Annotated in this window: 12 protein-coding genes; 4 read left to right on the top strand and 8 right to left on the bottom strand. The window is 43.9% G+C overall.

Features of this window, described 5'->3' with window-relative positions; all coding sequences use genetic code 11:
- Positions 1–587 precede the first annotated feature (587 nt).
- From ggt to ONB37_14905, 8 genes are all read right to left on the bottom strand, one after another.
- Complete coding sequence (gene ggt / locus ONB37_14940) at positions 588–2,270, bottom strand: gamma-glutamyltransferase (protein MDZ7401449.1); 1,683 nt, start codon at positions 2,268–2,270, stop codon at positions 588–590.
- Between the two features lie 340 nt (positions 2,271–2,610).
- Positions 2,611–3,552: an aspartate/glutamate racemase family protein gene (locus ONB37_14935; protein ID MDZ7401448.1), complete on the bottom strand. Its 942-nt coding sequence runs from the start codon at positions 3,550–3,552 to the stop codon at positions 2,611–2,613.
- Between the two features lie 329 nt (positions 3,553–3,881).
- On the bottom strand, positions 3,882–4,211 hold the full coding sequence (locus ONB37_14930; protein ID MDZ7401447.1) for a gamma-glutamyltransferase: 330 nt from the start codon (positions 4,209–4,211) through the stop codon (positions 3,882–3,884).
- A 119-nt stretch (positions 4,212–4,330) separates the two neighbouring features.
- Complete coding sequence (locus ONB37_14925; protein ID MDZ7401446.1) at positions 4,331–5,485, bottom strand: hypothetical protein; 1,155 nt, start codon at positions 5,483–5,485, stop codon at positions 4,331–4,333.
- Between the two features lie 67 nt (positions 5,486–5,552).
- Complete coding sequence (locus tag ONB37_14920; protein MDZ7401445.1) at positions 5,553–7,136, bottom strand: family 10 glycosylhydrolase; 1,584 nt, start codon at positions 7,134–7,136, stop codon at positions 5,553–5,555.
- Between the two features lie 199 nt (positions 7,137–7,335).
- A complete protein-coding gene (locus ONB37_14915; GenBank protein ID MDZ7401444.1) occupies positions 7,336–8,397 on the bottom strand; it encodes a thymidylate synthase in 1,062 nt (353 codons plus the stop codon).
- A gap of 426 nt (positions 8,398–8,823) precedes the next feature.
- Positions 8,824–9,618: an ABC transporter permease gene (locus tag ONB37_14910; protein MDZ7401443.1), complete on the bottom strand. Its 795-nt coding sequence runs from the start codon at positions 9,616–9,618 to the stop codon at positions 8,824–8,826.
- Between the two features lie 199 nt (positions 9,619–9,817).
- Positions 9,818–10,645: an ABC transporter ATP-binding protein gene (locus ONB37_14905; GenBank protein ID MDZ7401442.1), complete on the bottom strand. Its 828-nt coding sequence runs from the start codon at positions 10,643–10,645 to the stop codon at positions 9,818–9,820.
- 390 nt (positions 10,646–11,035) lie between these two features.
- Between ONB37_14905 and ONB37_14900 the strand changes: the two genes are divergently transcribed.
- The 4 genes from ONB37_14900 (at position 11,036) to ONB37_14885 (ending at position 17,753) form a co-directional block, all read left to right on the top strand.
- On the top strand, positions 11,036–11,428 hold the full coding sequence (locus ONB37_14900) for a DUF4296 domain-containing protein (GenBank protein ID MDZ7401441.1): 393 nt from the start codon (positions 11,036–11,038) through the stop codon (positions 11,426–11,428).
- Positions 11,403–12,929, top strand: a complete 1,527-nt coding sequence (locus ONB37_14895) for an aminotransferase class V-fold PLP-dependent enzyme (protein ID MDZ7401440.1) — start codon at positions 11,403–11,405, stop codon at positions 12,927–12,929. Before ONB37_14900 ends, ONB37_14895 begins: the two co-directional genes overlap by 26 nt.
- Positions 12,930–13,426: 497 nt before the next feature.
- Entirely contained in the window at positions 13,427–16,216 is a 2,790-nt protein-coding gene (locus tag ONB37_14890; protein MDZ7401439.1) for a glycoside hydrolase family 78 protein, read from the top strand.
- Positions 16,217–16,349: 133 nt separating this feature from the next.
- The gene (locus ONB37_14885; protein ID MDZ7401438.1) at positions 16,350–17,753 is read left to right on the top strand and encodes a hypothetical protein; all 1,404 of its coding nucleotides are present in this window, start codon (positions 16,350–16,352) and stop codon (positions 17,751–17,753) included.
- Positions 17,754–17,758: the final 5 nt, after the last annotated feature.

The following is a 17,758-nucleotide window of genomic DNA, read 5'->3' as shown; positions in this document are numbered from 1 at the left end:
ATCTTGAAGTATTTTATAATCGGCAACGGCTGCATTCGGCGTTGGGGTATCAAACACCAGCCGAATATACCGTTTTAAAAAAAGCAGCCTAACTTAACTAACTGTCCATTTTTTTATTGCAATACCAGCCTGGCATGAAGCAGATTAAGGAGATTTTGAATCAATTATAATGCAGATAAATTGGCAAGGTTATCTGGTTTACAGAAAACCTCAGTAGCTCTAAGAACAATCATAATTTTGAAACTTATTAGCTTATCATTTTTTCACTGATTGCATAGCTCAACGCGATGAATTGATTTTCAATCTTAAGTTTGAGTCAAAAACTGCATTTTATTTGGTGCAGCCATAAAAAATAAACGAATAAGGGTCAATTGAATGCAACTGGATTTTTTCTACCAAGTTTTTCTTGCATGGATCAAGCCTTTTGACAACAGAGCTGGTATTATTGCTATCGTGAGTTCAAGTAATATGGGCTCCTTTAAATTTAAAGGGGAGGTTCATATCCCATGAAGGTTGAAATTGTTACTTTAGCTCGTAAGATTAATGATTAATCTATAAAACATGATACCATCTTTATCTCATTTATGCTACTTCACATAAACCATCCCCTTCTGCCTCACATCACTACCCGCGATTTTCTGGCCAGTTGGGTCAAATAGTATGACCTGGGCGTTGCAGAAATAGTCATCATAATCTGTTTTGAGATTGATTTTGTGCCCCAATTTTTTGAGGTAATCGATTACTTCGGCATCGATGCGGGTTTCCATTTCAATTTTATCTTCATATTGGTTGTAGTGAAATCGGGGAGAGAGAATCGCATCATTGAGTGATAATTTGAACTCAATGATATTTATAATGATCTGGGCTAATGTGGAGATAATCCGTTCCGCGCCGTTGCCTCCCAAAATTAAATATGGTTGATTATTTTTAAGAATGATCGTCGGAGTTAAAGAGGTCTGAGGCCGTTTTCCAGGTGCAATAGAATTGTTTTCCCCAGGCTGCGATGAGAAACTGGACATGGCGTTATTTAATAGAATGCCATATTTGGGAATTGTAACCGCAGAACCGAAATATCCATTTAAAGTGATGGAAACCGCCACTGCGTTGCCAAATTTATCCAAGACGGAAATATGAGACCCGTTGCTGGACTCTCGTGCATCTTCTGTGTCGATGGGATGAATTACTACACTGGCACTAGCGGTATCGATCTGGCTGATGGAGCCTTGAATGTGTTGTTTAGATAACAGCAATTGAGAATTGAAGCCGTCGAATTGCGAAGCCTCGATCATGTAGTTTTCTCGATCGTCAAATACTTGTTTCATCGCTTCAACAAACAAATGGATATATGGGCCAGAATTTAGAGAATGCTTAGAGATTTCCACTTGCTCCAAGATCTTCAGCAACTCGATGAGCGCGATTCCGCCAGAGCTTGGCGGGGGAGAGGAGACGATCAAATAATTTTTATATTCGGCCTGAACTGGGGTTCTGAGCTTGGCTTCATAGTTCGAAAAATCGCTAAGTTGAAGCAGCCCATTATTTCGAATAATTTCATCAATTATTTCGTTCGCAATTTCACCTTGATAAAAGATGTGCGGGCCTTGAGTGGCAAGCAGCTTGAGGGTAAGCGCGAGGTCAGGGCGAGTCTGCTTTTGGCTTTTCGGCAGCGGAAACCAGTCGGGGAAGAACAGGGCAGAGGTGGTCCGGTTCGATTCAATGATTCGATAATTTTCGGTTGAAATATTGACCAATGCTTCGGAAACTGCAAATCCTTCGGATGCAAGAGCGAATGCGGGCTGAAGGACATCTTTCGTGGTCATGGTGCCTAACAGATCCAAAGCCTTAGCGGCTCCTGCAACCATGCCAGGGGTACAGATAGATTGATAACCATATTCTGTATAAATTTTAAATGATAAACTATCTTGATAGAAAATGGATGGATCAACATTTTGGGGTGATTGTTCACGGAAATCTATGAAGTAGGGTTTCTGATGTTTTGCTGACCAGATCAGCATCAGGCCGCCAGCACCTGGACCAGCCGCATAAGGTTGCACCACTGATAAAGCATACATGGCGGCAACCGCAGCATCGATGGCGTTTCCACCTTGATTTAAAATGTCGTAAGCAATTTTTGTGGCGTGAGAATCAGGGGTTGCCACCAATCCACTGGCTGGAATTTGACCAGTTGTTGGAAGCACGGGCATGAAAATCAATAATAGGACATAGAAAAACTGCTGAAAAATCTTCACTATTTGGAGAGTCCTAAGTCTCATCCTCGTTCCCTCAAAATCAATCATTATTCCCAATTGTCAAAATTGGATTTTATCAGCACAACCGCATTGCTGAATAAGAGCCTTTGTGGTATGATTGGGAATCATTATGGGATTTATGTGCTTTTTATACAATGTTAGCTCTTGCAGCGAAATGCAATAAATAGATTATTTCCCATGGCGATGCATTCCCGCAAGCTTAATCAATCTCATAACCCATTTGGCAAGAGATTCCTGCATTCGCAGAAATGCCCCAGTTTTATCTTCATCTGTTTATGCAACGAATTTAATTTCTGACGCTAAAAGCGCCTAGAGCCATTATTCGCTTCAGCGTCGTGAGACATCATTGTTCGATTGTCGTTGTATCGAAATGCGCAATGAATAGTTCGGGATCATACCGATAGTTGGAAAATGCCTGAGTTGTGGCAGGGGAGACTTGCTGCAATAATTTAGCCAAAGAATTAATTTCCTCTGGGGTAATTTTGGTTTTGGAAACGACTTCGATGTCCACAAAGGTCTGGGGATAGCGATGGAGGTAGCGGGGCTGAAAGAGAAAGTCAGCCATCCTCGGATTTGGATCGATGATCTTAATTTCAGCATATCCGGCTTTCGCAAAAGCGTCTTTGAACTGCTGGATCGAATAGCCGAAATGGGTGCAATTGAGGCTGGCGAACAGCGGCCGATGAGGGTCGTTTAGTTTTGTAAGGGCCTCGCCGACGTATCTGCGAATGTAATCGTTGGTTTCTTCGCTATCATAACCTCGCTCGATGGCGCCAGCTAATTTATGACAGGCCTGACCAACAATTCGATCTTCTGCATAGCCTCGGTGGATCAATGCATTTTTATGAGCGTTGGATTCGATCGTGGTCCGAGTGGCAAAAATAATCACATTCGCCTCGGGATTGCGATCAAATTCTTGAGCGATCAAATCGACACCTGTCTCAACAATCCCAATGATAGGAAATTTTGATTTTTGATAAAAGGGCGTCTTTTGATAGATTACTGAAAGGGTATTGCAGGCGATTAGCAGTAAATCGGGATGGTATTTTTTTGACATTGCCTCGAGTGCCTGATTGAAAATTTGAATTCGCTCCGCCTCGGTCTTGAGGCTATTATAGCCACTGCGTTCATGAAATAGCGAATTGAAGAAGACAATCTTGACGCGCTGGAAAATCCCGCTTTCAGGCAACCGCGCCGCAAGATTGGCAGCGACAGACAATCCGCCGAGCCCAGAGTCGGTCACTACGATTGTCACACTTTTTTTATCGAAGAACTCAGCTAACATTTGATCAATGTTCCTTTTCTTTTGACAACTCAGAAATGATATTGATATGGCCAGAAGAATGCATGGGAATCGAAATCTGACGGAAAATTTCATGATCATTACTTCCTTCATCCTCTTAATCCAAATACAAGTTGCTCGAGTTGATCCTTTATGTTCAGCAATTCGATCAGGTGAGTTCCACCACCGGTCACTGGAGATGCAGAGATGATCTAATAGCCTCAATATTTCCCGATCGCGGCTTTTCGGAATTTCGTCTCGTATTTTCTTAAACCATCGAGTTCGAGAATGCCTCCTTGTTCTTAAACGGGCGAAACAATTCGTTCTGCAATCTAACCTTGATAAAATACTCCACGTCCTTGTTCGGCTAAAAGGTCCAATGTGTAGGCTATTTGTTCATTTTTTAAAATCGCACCCACTTCCGAAGGCAATTCATCGGCAAGGTAGATCGAAGCTCTTGCAGGGAATTTTGAGATCTTCTCGTAGTTTTCCGCAATCATTCCATTTAGTTTCGGGCTGACTGGGATGCCATTTCGAGCTAAACGAATGGCGGGCTGCAAAACTGCATTTAGCGGTATTGTTCCAAAATTTTTCACTGCCAGATCCGCTCCAGCCACCATTCTTGGAACTCCGATCGCAGACGGAAATTCCTCTCGGGTCAATTGATGAAAGCTCGAATCATTCTGATAAAATTATTCATTTTGCAGAAGTCTACATTACATCCCCAAAACGGATCGAGTTTGGCACGACCAAATCGCGCGTAATTTTGATGGTGCCACTTTCAATATAGGACAACTTGATCCATATTTATCTTTAATTGGTCTGCTGCAACTTGTTTCAAATTTTCCAGCGGTCCGACGATGATCGAAAAAATCACAGTGTGAGAGAGCTTTTCATTCGGGGCTAAAAGTTTAGCTGGGGCATGACATTCGATCTCACAGAATCCCCCAAACCGGCCATCGTCGTTATACATTTGAATCGCATCCCCATAATCATAAGGTTTCTCCCAGGGATGATCGAGATAGATGCCATGAGGATCGACGTCAAACTGTTTTAAAAAGAGGATGCCCTGATCGCTGTTTTTCTGATAAGAGAGATAAGCGATGCCATTTCGTGCCGCCCAGGGCGCAAAGCCCAGCTTGCAACGGAATTTCCCATCGATTTTAACTGAGATATAATCATCGGCGATGGTTATCCGATCTGGGGGAACGGTGTTGAAATTCGTTGGACCGTAATCGCGAACGATGATGTTCTGATGGGCCGAGTCGTGTTTAATGGGAATGATCATCGTTCCAGCGGTATCCAATTGGATCAGGCTCCAAAGACTAACATCATCTAGATCCTTGCCAATGGTTTGCTTCGCCAGATTGATCAACTCATGGGTAAATTTGAGGCCAACATATTGCAAATTCGCGCTGACGAAATTTGGCCGTTGATCTAATAGCTCAATCGTTCGAACGATTTTTAGGTGGAAATGTTGATCTTTGTTATTGCTCACATGGAACTCATTGGAGCATTGGACCAGCTTTGGCTCCTGCCGATCCAATTGATAATGCCCCGGATCCATTGCTTCAGGTACGAACCAATTTTTGTCTCTATCCAGATAAAAATCGGCCTCAGGGGCGATCCAAGTCCGGGCGCCTCCTAAATTCCAATCCAACTTAGGACCAGACCAAAATTCCTTAGTCCAGATCTTAGGGTTCGGCCAGAGAAGATTCTTGCCGCGAGTCCCATCGACTGCCATAGCAATGACTTTCGCCCCATATTCTGGGGTAACAGCCAAAAGCGCCCCATCAGGGTCGCCAAGGATGATCACCCGCGTGTGCGGCTCCATCGCTTGAATCAGATCGTTCACCGTTTTTAACATCGGTTGTTTCCCTCCACAGGACATGATGAGGATAAGGCTCAATAGCAAGCTTGTTTTTATCAGTTTCATTCCATACCTCCCGAAATTGGACTTATCGATAAAACGATCGAATACAGGCTTACTGGATTTCAATATATTACAAACTACCTGTTATTGAAAAAAAAATAGTCTCAGAGCGAGCGATGATCGATTGGTTGCTATCCGTCATCGCCAAGCGAGGGATGAAAATTGTCACTTGATTGGATGGTGGGCTCTCATTGTTGACTCGATCTAAGGCTGTAACCACATAGTGATAGCGATGACCTGGCTGAACCGTTCGATCGATAAAGAAAGTGTCGGCATGAGCGGTTATGTGGATGAGATTTTCGGCATTAAAGAAATCGACAGGACTTAATTCTGAACGAAACACATTATAGCGTTGGACATCCGTTGGCTCGATTGAACTGTCGGGTTGATTCCAGATCAGCAGGACATTGCCCGATGAGAGCAGATGGGCCCTGAGATTTCGCGGATCCATGGCTGGCTTATCATCCTTCCATGGCATGGGCGGTAAATTTGCCAAGAAATCAAATCCCCGAAATTCCAAATTGCCGGCCACCTTAGCTAATCCTTGATAGCTGAAGAAGACCATTCCATTTGTGCCATGACGATTAATGGCGATTTGATCGATGATTTCGCTGACTGGCCAATCAGGTTCTCCAATGCGATTGATCATCATCCCTGGGAAAATATAGCGATCATGGATCATATTGAACCAATGCTGAACTGTGTTGCGATAGGGTGCAGTGGGATGATTGGTCTGCCAGTAAACCATGGGGACAATAAAATCAACGATCCCCTCGGCAAGCCATTGCTTGGCGTCCTGATAGACTACATGATATCCATTCCACTCGCTGTAATCATATTTTCCGATCACGGCGGCTGAAATTTTCAACCACGGCTTTCGGCGTGTCGCATCAAAATAAAATTGGCGGAGAAATTGATTGATATTTTCGCGTTGCCAATCATCCCAATTAAGCTGGTTTGGGTTACTTGAGAGGGAGGAAAATTGTTGCAAGCTAATGGCATCGTGCGAGTAACCTTTCGTGTTGGCTCCCTCTGGATAGCGTATATAATCGAAATGAAAGCCATCGATATCATATTTTTCAACGATATCCATTGCAACCTGATAGACGTATTCCCGAACGGCTGGGATGCCAGGGCTTACATAGATATAGCCAGAGTTAAGGGACATTGGTACGCCATTGGCATCGCAAACGATCCATTCTGGATGGGCCAAATAAACATGAAGTGGAGCTGTACGGGGAGGAGGCGTAGTCCCCCGCCAGGCAGAAAAAGTGTTGAACCAAACATGTAATTCTAATCCTCGCTGATGGGCTTGTTGAATAGCGAACGCCAAGGGATCCCAACCAGGGGATTGGCCCAAAATTCCAGTGAGCATATCGGACCAAGGCTCAAATTTTGATCGATAGAAGGCATCCCCATTGCCCCGTATTTGAAACAGGATGAAATTACACCCAGCGCGCTGAGCGGTATTGAAAATTTCAATGATTTTTTGCTGTTGAGCAGCCATGCGATCACCTGGCACCGGTATCGCCCATTCCATCCGTGAGACCCATAGCCCCCGTGCCTCTTTGGTGCCGGGTTTTTGCTGTTTACATAGAAAACCGAGACATCCGAGACTCATCAAAATAATAGCGCTGATCCTGATAACTTTCAATATTTGCTCTCCCATGTTTGAGCACCGAAATGGCGGGTGATTATTTAGCTTTTTTGATGAATGAACGAACCAAATTTTTTAATCCAATCAATGACCTTGGAGCGCATCAATATCGGGACATTAGTTGTTCGTATCGATTGACGAAAGGTCAATTTTGAGGCGAAGGCAAATTTCATTATTATGATAACTCAAGCATCCATTATGCGAGTTGCTCATGCAATTTTTTCCTCCGTTCCTCAAAAAACGGTTCTGCATCCCTCCTAAAAAAGGTGCGCTGCGAAAAATCTCGCTCGATCAGATTACGCAGAAAGCGATTTTCAAAATCGGCCAAACGTTTGCCATAAATGTGAAACGAGTCGGATTCATCTACATAACGCCCAATCCGAATCGATTGACCAATGCGTTTGCCGACTTCATTTGCGACATATTCCATGATGTGGATGAAAGCAAAGCAATTCATAAATGATGCATCGTATGCATCCCGGCTGCGAAATCGGACGTTCATATTTAACGTGGGCTGACCAACCTCATCATTCAAAATGCGAAACCACATGCTTTGCAGACAAGCGGGATCATAAATGTCGGTATCCATATATGGTTGCCAGGTGATAGCCTGAGCTTGACGGGTGAACGGCTGCGCCATTAACTTCTCGATGACATATTCAATTTGATTGATGCGGACGAAGGATTGCTTTTTTCCCTGGATATCTTTTTCGATCACTCTGACATAATTATGGTCCAATAAAAAATGAGCGGTTTCATGCTCATAGAATGTGCGCTTTTGTTCTTCGGGCAGACTGCAAAGGAAGCGATCGTATTCACTGAGGGGGACCTCATAATTGAACAGACGACCATGATAAGTATATTGCCAACGCGTATCCTTCGGATTCAATGGGTCGCGGATCCAATGATCCTTGATTCCGTCACGTACCTCTTGGACGTATTCCTCCAGGTCTTCGAATCCGCCAGGAATACCGCCCAAATGGATCATCGGTTCTGTCGTGGGTTGCTCAATCGAAATCAGCATGGTGCAATCTTTGCTTGGCGGATCGAGGTAATTGCCATGCTTATCTTTCGCATCGTACTGGGTGCGGATTTCGCAGCCATAAGCATATAGTCCGATCATGGCGTTTTCCCACGCCTCAGCCAAAGATGCGCCAGACACTGCAACTACTGGGATATTGCCCTTGCTTGCTGGGGTGATCAGCTTAATTTTTTGTTCTCTCTCCTTCAGCACTTGCTGTAGTAAGCTTCGTTCCATAATTTGGATTTCCTTTTTCAGAGGCAGATAATACAGCCAAGCAGATTCCAATCGGCAATGAAAGAGCCGTCACTTTTCAATCGCAAGCTTGTTGTACAATCATTGAAGTCGATTGATATTTTCAGGTATGTCAAGAGAAATTTAAGCGATTCTACAATTTTAAGCATTAAGATTTGTAAGGAATTCGCTAATGTGATCTTAAATTCAACGTTGAATTTTGGTCGCACCCATATCACAATTTTCGATTTATTGGCTGAGGAATTCAATATAATAAAAATGCCATGAAATTGCAAACTGTTTTTTTGGGTCAGGAGGTCAACAAACCCAAAATTGGTTGCTGCGCGATCTTGGATCATTTCAATTCATAAGCAGAAGTTTCGCTACTCCCAAGACATCAATTTTTGAAGGGAGAAAAAGGAATATATGTTAACCACTTCGTTTCAGCTTGCCGTGTTTCTTGGCATAGATTTCCGCACGATTAAAGATCCAGAGTCCCGCAGGAATTAACATAGCGCCAGTGATGAGTAAGATAGCAATATCTCCAGCCAAATCTCGGATTGAAGCATTTTCCAATAATGCACGGCGAATGGCGCGCAAAGTATAAGTGCCTGGCGAAATTGCCGAGAGCGGTCTCAGCCAAGAGGGTAGCACCGAAACATCGTAGTAGACGCCAGAGACCAGTAGGATCACTGCCTGAAAAATATGGGCTGCCTGCGCGCCTTTCTCTGGGGAAAGCAAAGGCAGAATTGCTGCGATCAACCCCATTCCCAAGAAAGAGAAGCTTGAGATAATGATAATAATTAACGATGCAGTTAAATTCGCTCTAGAAAAGCTAATGTTGAAGAAAATCCCAACAAGCACCAAGATAATCGCCGATCGCAAGATCGCATATACCACAGCGAAGGTGCATTGCCCAATCAAATAGGTGAACCGATAGATCGGGGCCATAAAGGTATATTCAATGGTCCCTTCCCATCGTTCCCAGGCAACTGCTTCTGCGACGTCATGAAACAGGACAGATAAAAATCCCCAGAGCAACGATCCAATGATCAAGTATAGAATTTTCTCAGGATCTCCCCAACCAATAAGTCCGATTGTGATAGTATTGACGATCGTATAAATCAAAAATACACTTTCCCAGCCGATGTAACGACGGAGCAAATGAAAATTCCTAATGACAAATGCAAAAGATGCATTTAATTCCTGTGCAATTCTATTCATAATACGCTCCTTTTGTTGAAGGTAGTTAATTGTCCCAAATATTAAGCAAGTACCCACAGGCACGTCTCGCTCAATGCAAAGGAAGCGCTTCTGAAGTTACAATGAAATTAAAGCCAACGCCCAAGGTTAATATTGGATAATCCAGCAAAGTGGATTCAAAATTTGATATGTTCGACCAAATCGCTTTGGTGCAAAGCTTTTATTCTTCTTCATCTAGCGCTAGATTTTTTCCAGTTACTTCAGTGAAAATTTCCTCGAGCGATTTGGGATGCCCATTATTTGAAAATTGGCGCTTCAAATTTTCAAGAGTATCACAGACGACGAATTTTCCTTTATCGATGATCGCAATCCGATCGCAAATGCGCTCGACTTCATCCAGGTCATGAGAAGTCAACAACACAGTCGTATCATGCTGATTGCGAATTTCAAGGATGTATTGCTGCACTTGTCGCTTTGAAACTGGATCAAGCCCGGTGGTAGGCTCATCCAAAAGCAACAGCACCGGAGAAGTGAATAAAGCGCGAGCGATCGCGACCTTCTGTTGCATGCCTCGGGATAGTTCCTCAAGAGATTGATCCATTTTGCTGATCGGGAAATTCATGCTCTCGAGAATATCCATAGCCTGTTTTTTGGCCCTTTTGGGGTTAAGACCATAGAGCCGCGCAGCATAGGCAAGGTTTTCCCATGCAGATAAGCGTTTAAAAAATGCCGCGTCCACTGAAACACGATTGATTTTGCGACGAACCTGCATGGATTGCTTGACTACATCTAATCCGAATACTTTCAGTTCACCGCTATCAGGTAAAACGAGTGTGGAGAGCATCCGAATCAACGTTGATTTGCCAGAACCATTCGGTCCGATGATGCCAAAAATTTCACCTCGCTTTACATGAAATGTAATGCTATCGACGGCGGCAACCCGTTTCTTTTTCTTGCGTAATCCGATCCCTCGAAACTTTTTGATCGAACCATTGTCCGGATTTTCATAAAAATATTTCGTTGCAGCTCGTGTCTCTATCGCATGCATAGCTTTATCCTTTCGTTTTGGCAAAAAAAAAGACCGTGAGGAATTTCACGGTCTTGATCTATTGACAAAGCTATTTGAATTAGATGATCATGGTGAAAATTCCTCATCGTATAAGCATACGTATCCCTCAAAAGAAGCGGAAACAGCTTGAATGATGGGATTTGGCTGAGAAATTTTCATGATCATTTTTTCCTTAATAAAATCGTGAATTTTTTCGCTGCTAAATATAATAATTCGTTTCAAAATTGTCAAGGAAAAATTTATGAATTGCAAAATAAATCATTTTTAAGGTTGATAATCAAAAAAAATTTTATTATATTCACCGGCAAAGAAACTTCGGTAAAGGGAATTTTTGGATACGATGCTATTCTGAGCAAGATGAGCTAAAAAATGAAGCAAAAAAACTGGTTGCCTTCATTAATCACCTTATTATTGTCTCTATTTTTTGTTTTGATCTTTCTTTCTTGCAAACGCCAACCAAATGTAAAACCGCTAAATGAAAAATTATTTGTCCAGGTCTATTGTGATGTCGTTGTCTACGCCGATATTATTGAACCGACCCATCGTGATGCTTTCGTCGACAGTGTCTTGAATCATTACGGTGTGAGCCGGGAGCAATTCTTAAAGACGGTGACATTTTATTCGAAAGATGAAAAGCGATGGGAGAGGGTCTTTACGAAAATTATCGCTGAATTGGAACAGCGCGAACAAAAATTGAAAGCAAGTATCGATTCCTCCAGAGCCAAAAAGCTCAAAGATGAAAAGAGATTGGGAATTCATTAAGGATAAAACAGTCGTGATCACGGAAATAATACCAAACGATCTAGAAAAATATTTTGATTTTTTCCGAGAAAATATCATTGGCCAGAATATCGAATTTGAAACGCCTTACGGTCCAAAGAAATTAATCTATGCGGATTGGATCGCCAGTGGGAGATTATATGGGCCCATCGAACAAAAGATGGCCAATTTATTTGGTCCTTTCGTCGGGAATACCCATACCGAAACCAGCGTGACTGGCACAACGATGACGCAGAGCTACCATTATGCTCAGCAAATCATTAAACAGCACGTCAACGCTGCAGAGCAAGATGTGTTAATGTTCACTGGGTTTGGGATGACCTCAGCAGTGCTGAAATTGCAGCGCATCTTAGGACTGCGCGTGCCAGAGCAATTGCGCGGATACATTAAGCTTCCCGAGGAAGTGCGGCCGATTGTTTTTGTGACGCATATGGAACATCATTCCAACCATACCACGTGGCTGGAATCGCTAGCGGATGTGGTGGTTTTGCAACCCAATCAACAAGGCCTGGTAGATCCTGAACAATTAAATTATCAATTGGAGAAATATAAACATCGCCGGACCAAAATTGGTGCTTTTACCGCGTGTTCAAATGTTACAGGAATCGAAACTCCATATCATCAACTGGCGAAAATTATGCATCAGCATGGTGGTTATTGTTTTGTTGATTTTGCCGCCTCGGCGCCTTATGTTGAAATCAATATGCACCCAGATGATCCCGAAGCGAAATTGGATGCGATCTATTTTTCCCCCCATAAATTTTTAGGTGGCCCTGGTAGCTCAGGAGTTCTGGTCTTCGACTCAAAATTATACACACTGAAATCGCCCGATCAGCCTGGTGGCGGCACCGTGAAATGGACCAATCCTTGGGGGGGCTATCGCTTTTTCGATGAAATTGAGCTGCGAGAAGATGGGGGAACGCCAGGCTTCCTTCAAGCTATTCGAGCAGCGCTGGCAATTCAACTAAAGGATAAAATGAGGATTGCTAATATCCAGCGCCAAGAACAAGAATTGCTTCGTATTGCATTTGATGAGTTAAAAAGCATTCCTGGGCTCAAAATTTTGGCTGGGCATATTGAACAGCGGCTCGGAATCATCTCGTTTTATTTTGATAACATCCATTATAATCTCGTCGTCAAGCTCTTAAACGATCGATTTGGTATCCAAGTCAGGGGTGGATGTTCATGCGCTGGGACTTATGGTCATTACCTCTTAAATATTGATCAAAATACTTCACGACAAATAACAAACAAAATTGACGCAGGTGATCTCTCGGCTAAGCCAGGATGGGTAAGGCTATCGCTGCACCCAACCATGACGAGCGACGAGATCTATCAAATTGCCGATGCGATTCGCACAATTGGGAAAAACATCAATCGATGGAAAAAGGACTATCGCTATTCTCCCACAACAAATGAATTTTATCATATTCGAGAGCACTTCGATAAAATGATCGAATTAAGGAAATGGTTTGCTTTTTAATAAAGCTTGTTTGATTAATTTTATTTCTATATTGTACACAAATTCAATCTTCATCTCTGAACTCGCAAGTTGGAGCGACTCACCAAGAGATGATCATATGGATGTTTTCACATATTCTCATTCAATCAATTTGATTGATGTTTCAAATTAAATTTATTTAAAAGCGCTCTTATATTTCATATATTATCATTCATGTTTAAAGCAAAACTTAAAATAGTAGAAATAGTAGAAATTTGGTTGCATCATAAATTAGAAAAATAGCAACGGATTTCTCTTTAGTGAGCAAGTCAAGAACCTAAGAGTGTCAATTATTAAGTTGCAAGATTCTTTTTCATCTATGAGGGGCAAAAATTAATTGATGCCAGCACGCAAATGCGATAGCCTCCACACATTAAAAATTAAATCAATTTTGCGACGCAAATACAAAATAGGAGCCAGGCATGAGCCATTTGAACTCAACAGTCAAAACCCTTATTCCTGTTCTTAGCTGCTTTACTATGCTCTTAATTTTTTTTCTACCTATTGGTTTGAATGCTACAAAACAATCTGGAATTCGTGTCACGAACCTTCGAGTGGAATACCAACGAAATCCCCTCGGTATTGATATCGTCACTCCGAGATTGAGCTGGGAAGTGCTTTCCTCCGAGCGATCTGCCAAGCAATCTGCTTATCAAATTCGTGCGGCATACACAGCAGACGATTTAAAGCGAGGGAAAGACTTGCTCTGGGATACAGGCAAAGTATTGAGCGATCAATCGATTCATGTCGAATATCATGGACCTGCTTTGCAGTCCTCTCAGCGGATCTTTTGGCAGGTGCGCATTTGGGACCAAAAGGGTAGCGCCAGTGAATGGAGCGAAATTGGTTGGTGGGAAATGGGGCTGCTCAATGCAAGCGATTGGCAAGCCTCTTGGATTCAACCAGATATTGAAGAAGATATTAGCCGCTCTCAGCCGTGCCCGTTTTTGCGCAAGGAATTCCTTATTCCCAAAAAAGTTAAATCGGCCCGAGCTTATGCGACAGCGTTGGGTTTATATGAACTTTATGTCAATGGCCAAAAAATTGGAGATCAGGTTTTTACTCCTGGTTGGACCAGCTACCACCGTCGCCTCCAATATCAAACGTTCGATATCACAACCAATTTAACTGTTGGTCCAAATGCCATTGGTGCGATTTTAGGGGATGGATGGTACCGCGGTTTTTTGAGTTGGAAACCATTTCGGAATTACTATGGGGAAAAATTGGGCTTCTTGCTTCAGATTCATGTAACGTACCAAGACGGAACTACCGAGATTTTTGGCACCGATGGCACCTGGAAGGCAAGCACCGGCCCTATCCTTGAATCGGATATCTACAATGGCGAAATTTATGACGCACGACTTGAGATTCCAGGCTGGAATCGGCCTGGCTTTGATGATAGCAATTGGAAATTAGTGCGGTTAATAGATCGTTATCAAAACAAGCTCGTCGCTGCTTATGGACCTCCGGTGCGCCGTATTCAGGAGATCAAGCCGATTGCCATCCTCAAAAGCCCCAAAAGGGAAACGATCTTTGACATGGGGCAAAACATGGTGGGTTGGGTTAGAATTCAAGTCGCAGGGCCTTCTGGAACCACAATCACTTTGCGCCATGCTGAGGTTCTCGACAAAGAGGGAAATCTTTACACGGACAATCTTCGTAGCGCCAAACAACGCGATCAGTACATTTTAAAAGGCGGAGGAACAGAAATTTTCGAGCCCCATTTCACGTTTCATGGCTTTCGGTATGTGGCAGTTGAAGGTTGGCCCGGAGAACCGAACTTGAGCAACATGATTGGTATTGTGATCCATTCCGATATGGACCCAGTTGGCGATTTTAGCTGCAGTGATCCGATGATCAATCAGTTGCAGCACAATATCCAATGGGGTCAAAAGGGTAACTTCCTCGATGTGCCTACAGACTGTCCGCAACGCGATGAGCGAATGGGGTGGACTGGGGATGCACAAGTATTTTCTCGTACCGCCTGTTTTAATATGGAGGCGGCTCGCTTTTATACGAAATGGCTCAAGGACCTCTCTGAGGATCAATACTACGATGGTGTGGTACCGCATGTAATTCCAGATGTCTTGCGAGCGCCTGGTGCAAAATCCTGGGACCTGAATCCGGACAACGATGCGGAAAATCCCATCTGGCCATGGAATCGGCCCGGTGGTTCAAGCGCCTGGGCCGATGCTGCGGTCATTATCCCATGGACCGTTTACCTCTGCTATGGAGACCGGCGTATCCTGGAGCAGCAATATCCCAGCATGAAAGCTTGGGTGGATTACATGAAAAATCAAGCTGGCGAATCCTTTTTATGGAAACAGGGGAATCATTTTGGTGATTGGCTGGCTTTTGCAACGACTCGGTCGGATTATCCAGGGGCGACTACGGATAAGGACCTGATCGCTACAGCCTATTTTGCTCACTCGACGGATATTTTGCAGCGCGTCGCTGCAATTTTAGGCAAAAAGGAAGATGCGCAGTTTTATGCCGATCTGCTAACCAATATCAAACGCGCCTTTTTGGCTGAGTATGTCACCCCAAATGGCCGATTAGTTTCCAACACTCAGACTGCATATTCATTAGCACTTGCCTTTGATTTGCTCCCCGAACCAATGAAAGCCAGTGCGGCTCAGCGACTGGCAGAAGATGTCCAGCACTTCCAGCACATTACGACTGGATTCGTTGGGGCGAACCTGATCAATCAGGTGCTCAGCGACCATGGTTATTTGGATTTAGCCTATTTGCTGCTCAACCGTAAAGAATATCCTTCATGGCTCTATCCTATTACCAAAGGGGCTACAACCATCTGGGAACGGTGGGATGGCATCAAGCCCGATGGATCTTTCCAGGATCCTGGTATGAATTCCTTCAACCACTATGCTTATGGCGCAATTGGCGACTGGTTGTATCGTGTCGTCGGGGGCATTGAAATCGATCCCGAGCATCCTGGCTATAAACACATCGTCATCCGTCCCCAGCCAGGTGGCGGGCTCACTCAGGCCTCCGCCTATCATCATTCCATGTATGGCGAGATCAACACTTCATGGAAAATTATCGACGGAAAAGTCCACTTAGAGATCACTATTCCAGCGAACACGACTGCTACGGTCATCTTACCACCCATTGATTCAAGAGAGATAACCGAATCTGGTAAACCGATCGCTCAGGCTAAGGGGGTTGAAAATGTCCTTGAAAATGGACTGGGAATTTGTATTACGGTTGGCTCTGGGAAATATTATTTCGTCTATCCCTGGAAGAAATGAACTTCGAATGGAAAATAGAGGCACGAAAATCATCTTGGTTATTGAGATGAGAATCCTTAGCCTTTGTCTGATAGTGATAAATGATTCGAGATAGTTGGAGTTCTGGTTCGAGTGATGAATCAAAGGAGCGATCATGGCACAACAAAAATTTGTGCAGCAATTAGATGCTGTTATCGAATATGAGCGAACACCGGTTCCGCCTGAGAAATGGAAAGGCTGGGGCAGCTTCATTGGCATGTACGCTGGTGAGCATACAGCGGGTACCGAATTCGTCATCGGTCCATTATTTGTGGCGCATGGGATCGGAGCTCGTGACCTGATTTTGGGACTGCTGGTGGGAAATCTTCTCGCCGTGCTAAGCTGGGCGTTTCTATGTGCGCCGATCGCCACACGAGCACGGCTGACCCTGTATTATTTTTTGGAGAAAATCTGTGGAAGTCGTTTGACCGCGATTTATAATTTGGTCAACGGAATCATGTTCTGTTTTCTTGCTGGGGCGATGATCGCTGTTTCAGCGACCGCGGTCGGTATCCCGTTCAATTTGGCAATGCCCTCGCTCAATGATTGGCTGCCCAATAGCCCTGGTTGGATTATTGCTGTCCTTTGTGTGGGTGCAATCACCGCCATCGTGGCAGCTTTCGGATATGATTATGTCTCCCGGGTTGCTAATATCGCAGCCCCGTGGATGATCCTGGTATTTATTGCAGGTGCGGTCGCAGTTTTGCCAGATCTGGGGGTGAAATCGGTTTCCGATTTTTGGAGCGTTGCCAAAGCGAGAATTTGGACTGGTCGGCCGATTGCTGGGCAATCTCAGTTCAGTTTCTGGCATATCATGTTTTTCGCCTGGTTCTGCAACATGGCGATGCACATCGGTATGGCCGATCTTTCAATCCTGCGATATGCCAAAAAATGGTATCATGGCTTTTCGTCAGCGGCTGGCATGTATGTGGGACATTTCGTTGCATGGATTGCGGCTGGGATTTTATACGCGCTATTTCTAATGGAATCTAATTACAGCACTGAATTTGCGCCAGGACCAATTGCCTATCGCGCCGCAGGAATTGCTGGGGTTATTTGCGTCATTATCGCTGGCTGGACCACGGCCAATCCAACAATCTACCGGGCTGGTTTAGCGTTGCAGGGGATTCGGCCAAAGTGGAAACGCTGGAAAGTGACATTGCTGGTAGGTGGAATTACGACATTGGCGGCTTGTTTTCCAGCGCTCGTGATGAAGCTGCTCAATTTTGTGGCACTCTATGGTCTTTTGCTGATGCCGATGGGCGCTGTAATTATGATGGATTTTTATATTCTTCCACGCCTGGGAATGCGATCCAATTTTGCGGAGACATTTGATAAACCGTTTAATTACGCAGCGGCGGTAAGCTGGGGTTTGTGCCTGGCCTTTTGCCTCTATTTGAATTTGCAGCATCATATTGAGGTTTTCTTTTTGGGACTCCCAGGATGGTTTGTAGCTGCGCTGCTTTACGTGTTTTTCAGCAAGATCATGCAATATCCTCGAATTTTGAAATTAATTTAAATTCA

It is taken from the genome of candidate division KSB1 bacterium, from assembly GCA_034506395.1.
In the GTDB taxonomy this organism is placed as follows: Bacteria; Zhuqueibacterota; Zhuqueibacteria; order Thermofontimicrobiales; family Thermofontimicrobiaceae; genus Thermofontimicrobium.
The sequence above is the reverse complement of the archived record's forward strand: the minus strand, read 5'-3'. Positions and strand labels throughout refer to the sequence as shown.

Bases quoted from the DNA above. Each gene is read 5' to 3' on its own strand.
- ONB37_14895 (MDZ7401440.1), top strand. From the start codon at position 11,403: ATGAAAAGAGATTGGGAATTCATTAAGGATAAAACAGTCGTGATCACG.
- ONB37_14935 (MDZ7401448.1), bottom strand. From the start codon at position 3,552: ATGTTAGCTGAGTTCTTCGATAAAAAAAGTGTGACAATCGTAGTGACC.
- ONB37_14890 (MDZ7401439.1), top strand. From the start codon at position 13,427: ATGCTCTTAATTTTTTTTCTACCTATTGGTTTGAATGCTACAAAACAA.
- ONB37_14915 (MDZ7401444.1), bottom strand. From the start codon at position 8,397: ATGGAACGAAGCTTACTACAGCAAGTGCTGAAGGAGAGAGAACAAAAA.
- ONB37_14925 (MDZ7401446.1), bottom strand. From the start codon at position 5,485: ATGAAACTGATAAAAACAAGCTTGCTATTGAGCCTTATCCTCATCATG.
- ggt (MDZ7401449.1), bottom strand. From the start codon at position 2,270: ATGAGACTTAGGACTCTCCAAATAGTGAAGATTTTTCAGCAGTTTTTC.
- ONB37_14910 (MDZ7401443.1), bottom strand. From the start codon at position 9,618: ATGAATAGAATTGCACAGGAATTAAATGCATCTTTTGCATTTGTCATT.
- ONB37_14885 (MDZ7401438.1), top strand. From the start codon at position 16,350: ATGGCACAACAAAAATTTGTGCAGCAATTAGATGCTGTTATCGAATAT.
- ONB37_14905 (MDZ7401442.1), bottom strand. From the start codon at position 10,645: ATGCATGCGATAGAGACACGAGCTGCAACGAAATATTTTTATGAAAAT.
- ONB37_14900 (MDZ7401441.1), top strand. From the start codon at position 11,036: ATGAAGCAAAAAAACTGGTTGCCTTCATTAATCACCTTATTATTGTCT.